At 59.6% G+C, this 7186-nt stretch carries 2 protein-coding genes and 3 pseudogenes; all 5 read right to left on the bottom strand.

From position 1 onward, the window contains the following. Positions 1-630, bottom strand: a pseudogene (locus tag C7G41_RS39100) (carbohydrate kinase); the annotation flags it as partial. Positions 631-1416: 786 nt separating this feature from the next. Further along, the gene (locus C7G41_RS30880; protein ID WP_106946058.1) at positions 1417-2424 is read right to left on the bottom strand and encodes an ABC transporter permease; all 1008 of its coding nucleotides are present in this window, start codon (positions 2422-2424) and stop codon (positions 1417-1419) included. Then, complete coding sequence (locus C7G41_RS30875; RefSeq protein WP_106946057.1) at positions 2421-3425, bottom strand: ABC transporter permease; 1005 nt, start codon at positions 3423-3425, stop codon at positions 2421-2423. The genes C7G41_RS30880 and C7G41_RS30875 overlap by 4 nt, the downstream gene beginning before the upstream one ends. After that, positions 3418-4902 (bottom strand): annotated as a pseudogene (locus C7G41_RS38870) (sugar ABC transporter ATP-binding protein). The gene C7G41_RS30875 and the pseudogene C7G41_RS38870 overlap by 8 nt, the downstream one beginning before the upstream one ends. Before the next feature lie 109 nt (positions 4903-5011). Continuing rightward, positions 5012-6012: pseudogene (locus C7G41_RS30865) on the bottom strand (autoinducer 2 ABC transporter substrate-binding protein). Positions 6013-7186: the final 1174 nt, after the last annotated feature.

Here is a 7186-nt window from a genome sequence, read left to right as displayed (position 1 = left end):
CCGACGACCCGAGCGCTACCAGCAGAGCACGCCGATCAAAGGGGTCCCTTTTGGATGCCGCCAGGGGGTCCCAGTCGAACGCCGATTGACATACTACGCTCGAAACCGGCTGCGTACGCGAGAATCGCCGCCACAGCAGCGCAGCGCCAAGCGCCGTTCCGTGCGGTGATTGACTCACCCCGACGCGCTGCGAGGGTCGCAAGGTCGCAATGCACCGGGCGAAGGGCAGGTTTGCGGCAAAGCCACCATCGATGACTATGCGTTTTGAGCTCTTGAGCGCATCCAGACAGCGGTTTGCGCTGAATGCTGCGTAGAGCACCGCCAATGCCTGCCATTCGGCAGCCGTTTCGGGGGGCGGCCCGATGACCCGTCCGCGGCCAGCAGCGCCCGGAAACAGTCCATCATCGCCGACGAATGAGGGGAGCGCCAAGGTCCCCTCGACAACAGGATGGGCAATGCGGCAAGGACGGCTGCATCAGAAGCACAACTTTTCCCGCGTATCAGGTCGTATTCGCGGCCGGCCGCGATCAATGTTGAAGGTGCATTCTCGCCATCGACATCGATATTGAGAACCATCGCGCGCGCGCAATCGAGTTGGTCCAGGGGGAGGCCGCGCTGAAAGCTAATCATCCAGGTACCGGTCGATAGGATCGAGGCATCGGCCATGCCGGCAGCCTTGTAGCGAAACAAGTTGGCATTGGAATCATGCACGCCGCAGAGGATCTCGGTCGATTGCGCCAGGCCGGTGCGCCTCGCTACGGGCTCCGAAACCGTCCCTAGCACCGCGCCGGCAGCGACGCTTACGGGCAGCAGATGGCTCCAACCGCGCTTGCGCATAAGAGAGGAAGGCTGATGGTGGACGAGGTCCCAGATATGGCTCTGAGCCGCGAGCTGCGAGATTTCACTGGCCGCACGTCCGCGAAGCCGCAAGGCGAAAAACTGCGCCGTGGTCAAATAGGTTTTCGCGCGGGCGAATTCGAGGGGATACGCGCTTTCCTGCCACAGCAGCTGCTTTCCGAGCCGCATCGCGCCTCCGGTTCCGCAAAACACCTCATCGTAACCGGGCGCGATCCGGGCATAGGCTTCATCGATTTCGGGCGGACAGACGGCATCGTAGTCCATCATCGGCAGCACTGGCGCATCGCCATGGACGAGAACCGCACCGCATCCATGCGCAGCCACGATCACGGCGCCAATGGTATGGCGTTGAGACACGATGGCAAGGGTATCGAGAAACCATTCCTCTACCCCGGCAAGATCATAGGCGAGGTAGGGGCCCTGAGTCATCGGCACGTTCGGAATCGCATGTGTTTCGAGGGGCCGCCCGTCGTCACTCGCCACCAACAGCTTGAGACTGGTCTTGCCAATGTCGAGAACCGCGATAGTGGGCGAGCCGGTCGAACTCATCATCGCTGGCTACCGCGGCGCTTTGCCGGCGAAATTAGGAACCGCCGCAACGGCAATTAAGATTCCACCCCAGATCGCCAACGTGAGGAATTGGCTGAGGTTCAGAAGGTTGAATGCCGAGGAGATAACCTGAAGGATGATCAGTGCAAGCAATAGCCCGCCAACCTTGCCAAAACCACCAAACGGATCGATGCCGCCGAGGACGGCCGCAAGAATGGTGACGAGCAGATAGCTCTCGCCGTATGCCGCGTTGGCCGAGTTGAAACGCGCCAACATGACCACCGCTGCCACGCCCGCGAGCAGGCTGGAAAACACATAGAGTTTGAGGAGGACAGCGCGGGTATTGATGCCGGAGTAGCGGGTCGCCTTCTCGTTGGAGCCGATCATGTAAACCTTGGCTCCGAACGGTGTCGCGTTCAGCATGAGCGCGACGGGCAAGGCGCAGAACGCAAGTACGATCAGAGCAAAGGGTACCCCGAAAACCGTTCCGTTGCCGATAAACACAATCGGCTCCGGGAATCCGGAGATGACGTTACCGCGCGACAGGCCGATCGCGAGGCCCTTGCAGAGCGTCATCGTGCCGAGCGTGGCCAGGATCGGCGAAACGCCAAGATAGGCGATGACAAAACCATTGAGGAGGCCGACCAATGCAGCCACTGCAAATCCTGCAGCGATCGCAAACACCTGAATGCCGACCCAGGCAAGGCCCTGACTCTCCGGGATGTAGCGGGTCAGGAGGAACGCGATGGTCAGTCCGGACAGATTGGCGGTCGCGATGATGGAAAGGTTGAGGCCACCAGATAGCAACGCCAGCATCATCGCGAGCGAGAGGATCCCAAGTTCGGGCATCTGGAAAGCCATGGATTGCAGCGTGTTGACCGAGAAGAACCGGTCGCCGATCGCGATCGCGAACACGACCCAGAGCGCGAACAACAGCAGGATGAGGGTGGCGACCGTGCCGCTGCCGGCGAGGCCGACGATGCGCCGGCGAAGTGAGAGGGCGGGTACATTGCTCATCGGGATGCGCTCTGGCTTCGCCGCTCGCGCTGCGACCAGGCGGTCGCAGAGACCGAAATGAGAATAACCAAGCCGACGAAGAACGGCGACCAATAGGACGAAACGCCCAGCAAAATGATTCCATTTTGGAGTACCGCGAGCAGTGTCAAGCCCAGAAACGTGCCGAAGACGCTGCCGACGCCGCCCATCAAGCTGGCGCCGCCGAGCACGACGGCAGCGACCACATCCAGTTCCTTGCCCACCAGCACCGTCGGGGCAACGGACTGCGCGAGTTGTGCCTGAATCAGGGACGCGATTCCGGCCATGACACCCATGTAGCAATAGACCAGTATATTGAGGCCGAAAACGTGGAAGCCGAGCCGCTGTGCGGCGTCGGTATTGCCTCCCATGGCGTAGATTTGGCGGCCGATATTGGTTCGGTTCAGCAGGAGCCAAGTGACGAGAAATGCTAGCGCGAGCGCGAGGATCTGCAAGTTGACACCGTACGAGCTATCCTTGCCCCATTCGAACTCGAACCAGAATATTCCGGTCGCAAACCAGTCGGGCAACGAATAGATGTATTTGCCGCCGGTGAAGAAGATCAGAAGCCCATAGAAGATGTTCAGCGTCGCGACCGAAACGATGATCGATGGTATTCGAAGTTTCTGGATGAAAATCGCGTTGAGGGCACCGAGCGCACCGCCAATTCCAATCGCGATGGCGAAGACGCCGATCCAGTTCGCCCCGTAAGCATTGGCAAGCGAAAGTGTGACATATTGCGCCACTGACGCGGTCGCGGTGAATGAGATGTCGATTCCGCCGGCGATCAGCACGACCAGCAGCCCGAGCGCCAGGATGCCGACAAATGCATAGGAGGTCAGCAAGTCAAACAGATTCTGCATGGTCAGGAATTGGGCGTTAGCGAAGCCCAAGCTGGCGCAGAGCCCGAGGATGACTATCAGCAGCCAGAACTCATGGCTGCGACGAAACCTGCCGAATGATGCGATATGCGATTCAGGCATTGACGGCCTGCCGAAGCGCATCTTCGGAAGTGGCTGTGGCAGCCACGTCGGTTGTCAAACGACCTTCCCGCATCACCAGGACGCGATGACTATGATAAAGGACCTCAGGAATTTCGTCCGATATCATCAAGACCGCGACGCCGTCGCGGGCCAACCGCCGGATGATTTCATAAATGCCGTCCTTGGCGCTGATGTCGACGCCCACCGTGGGGCTATCGAGGATAAGCACCCGGGGATTGGTCGCCATCCATTTGGCGAGCACGACCCGCTGCTGATTGCCCCCGGAGAGCGTCTTCACCGGGTTGGCCGGATGGGCGACCTTGATCCCGAGTTCAGCAACCCACCGAGCGACATGGGTCTGTCGCGCGCGTGCGGCAATCAAGCCGAACGCGCTAGCCAGACGATCCAGCACCGTAAGCGTGACGTTCGCCGTGACGGACTGATTCAGGATGAGACCAAGCGTAAGCCTATCCTCGGATACGTAGGCGATCCCTCGATCGATCGCCTCTGCATTTGTACGCAGCGCGATCGGCCGTCCGTCAAGTGCGATGGTGCCGCGATCGGGCGGCTTCATGCCGAACAGGGATAGCGCCAATTCGGTTCGCCCTGAGCCGAGCAGGCCGGTGAGACCCACCACTTCCCCTGCGCGCAACTGCAAGCTTACATCCTCATATTCACCCTGGCGGCCCAGGCCCTTTACTTCCAGCACGACCGGGCCAGTGGCAAGCTCAGGCGCCTGTACCTGATACTCGAAGGACTTACCCGTCATCAGGTGGCTGAGTTTCCGCCCGTCGATTACGTCTGCAGCAAAAGTACCGACTTTGGCGCCATCCCGCAGTACCGTTACGCGTTCGGCGATTTCAAGCACCTCGTCGAGACGGTGACTGACGAAAACGACGCAGATGCCAGCACGCTTCAGCTCGCTTACAAGCGCGATCAGGGCGTTCACCTCGTGGCGAGTCAACGATGCCGTCGGCTCATCCATAATCAGGAGTTTGGCATCCGCAGCCAAGGCGCGGCAGATCGCGACCAACTGGCGTCCGGCAATGCTGAGCTCAGACACTTTCGCGTCCGGGTCGAACTCAACGCCGATCTTTGCCATTGTGGCCTTAGCGATGGCGCGCATTGAGGCCTAGTTCACCGAATGGAGACCGCCAAGATGGTGCGCCATCGCGATATTCTCGGCGACGGTGAGGTTGGGGAATAGCGAAAGATCCTGGTAGATGACCTGAATGCCGCAATGCGTGGAGTAGACCGGGTTTAGTTTGGGAAATTCCTTGCCGGAAATTATGATCCGGCCGCCGGGCTCCGCCGCCTCTACGCCCGAAATGATCTTGATCAGGGTCGACTTGCCGGAGCCGTTTTCACCCACCAGGCAGTGCACCTCCCCGACTTCCAGAGCGAGATCGACGCCGCGGAGCGCGTGCACGCCGCCGAAGCGCTTCGATATGCCGGACATCTCCAGGAAAGTTGCCAAAGGTTCGCCTGCAATGGACCGTTGGATCGTGCGATCACTCGAGTGGTACCGCATTCCCGACCGGAATGCCGGGAATGCAGCGCGATGAGGCGGCTGAACCGGCTTCGGGCTAGAGCCCTCCGGCAATCAGTCCGTCGATCGTTTCCTTGTTGATGCGCATGATCTTGTCCACCTTGATCTGCTTTCCTGCAACTTCGACGGCCGCCTTGCCAAGGCCGGGTACATCGACGCCATCCGTGATGGGCTTGCCATCGAGCACGAGTTTGGCCACCGCGACCATCGCGTAACCCGCATCGGTGGGATTCCACAGAAATCCTTCGCGGATCGTATCATCCGCGATAAGCGACTTCGCCTGGCTTGGCAGCACGGTGCCGACAACGGCGATCTTCTTGCCAAGACGTTGCTGACGCACAGCATTTCCGGCCCCGATTGGTCCATTCGAGCCGAAGCCGAGAATACCACGCAGGTTGGGATAGGCCTTGATCACGTCGAGCGTCGTGCGCTGGCTGGTGTCGATCTCGTCGGCCCCTGGGAAGCGGTCAGCGACGAGCTTCATTTTCGGAAAATTCTTCTGCTGGTAGGCAATCGCGGCATTGGCCCATTTGTTGTGAAGCGGCGTCGTAAGAGTCCCGACATAGACTACATAATCACCTTCGCCGCCCATGTCCTTGGCGAGACGTTCCATCTGCACCTCGCCGAAGCGAACGGGTCGATCAATTCCACATTCCAGTCACGGCCTTCCTGTTCCGGACCCTCATGCGTAATGACCTTGATTCCGGCGGCTTGGGCGCGCTTCAGCACGGGCTCGCAGACTTTTACATCAAGGGGCACTAAGCCGATCACGTTGACCTTCTTGGCAATCAGATCCTCAAGGAGCTTTACTTGCTGTGCCGGATCGACGTTCGCCGGGCCAACCATGGTGGCATTAATGCTGAAATCCTTCGCACCCTTCTGGATTCCCTTTTCAAGTGCGTTGAACCACGGAATTCCCGCGATCTTCACGACCGTGACCATTTCCTTTTGGGCTTGCGCAAAGGCAAAGCCCGGAATACCGGCACTGGCCAACGCGGCCGTGCCGCCGATCAGCTTGAGCGTCTGGCGTCTGTCCATTGTTCCCTCCCAGGAAATTATCTTGGATTCCGCACCCCTGACCTGGCAGTCGCTGGGTGGGGCCGTCGACCCTGTTCTTGCTGGAGGCAGAAAGTTATTGCCTGTCCAACCGCAGGACCTTGAAGCAGATTAGAGACTGGCGCTCCAGAACGTGTCAAGCAAGTGACATGCTCGCCAGCCACCATCGCAGTGCGATACCTAGTCTGGTCTTCAAGCTGCTGAGTGAGCTGCAGCGATCGATCAGCCTCCCTACAGCCATCACTTCAGCGAAGGAACGCCCACGCCATCCCGCCGGACGAAAGCAAACAGTCCCGGACCTGGCTTCAGAACCCACCAGGTCGGCTGCGCACAGCGATTCACACTTTTCACTGATCTCTGAGTGTCATTTTTTCGTCACCGTGTGGGGGCGCGCGCGAAGGGCCGGCATGGCGAGCTTCGCCGTTGCCAATCAATTGCCGGCCACGACTATCTGACTGTCATCGTTACGTTTTTAGCTTCCCGTAATCGTCATCGTCCGACCGTTCGTTCACATCATTATTCGCTCGGGCGCCTGCTTGTCAGCATCGCGGGTCGCATGCCATCCTAACCCCGCGCGCGCAGGGGAAGGGCAATTCCCGCCATTGGCTATGCGCCGCGTTAGGGCGACGTCCATGACGCTTGATCTAAGGTCAAGAAAGCACTGCCGCGAAGAAGATTTCGACATGACGCAGCATTTCGAATCCGCTGCTTGGCGGATACTCCGATTGAGCTCTGCTGAGAACATCGCGGCTCGCATTGGGGAAGGCCTCGCACCTTTGCGGTCAGCCAATGAGCTTGCTGACGAGGCAGGGTGCAGCAGACGCAATGTTCGAAAGGCTGTCCGAAAGCTCGTCGGTGCCGAATTGGTATCTTACCACGACAAGACAGGCTGAAGCAGCTGATAGATGAGAACGGGCTTGACGCCCCATCTTATACAGTGAGCACCATGAAGGCGACGGGCAGACGCTGTTCGAGGCGGCCAGCAAGCTGAATTGCGAGGGCATCGTCTCCAAGCGGGTTGATGCGCCGTACCGGTCGGAGCGCGTCGAGGCGTGGCAGAAGATCAAGACGGTGCAGCGCGAAAAGTCCACAGTGGTTGCGCTCGTCAAGGACCCCACCGGCGTCGCCGCGCTCTACCTTGGCAAGCAGGAAGGGA

The sequence above is a fragment of the Bradyrhizobium sp. MOS002 genome, from assembly GCF_003020115.1.
Classification (GTDB): Bacteria; Pseudomonadota; Alphaproteobacteria; order Rhizobiales; family Xanthobacteraceae; genus Bradyrhizobium.
This window is presented reverse-complemented; position numbering and strand designations above follow the sequence as displayed.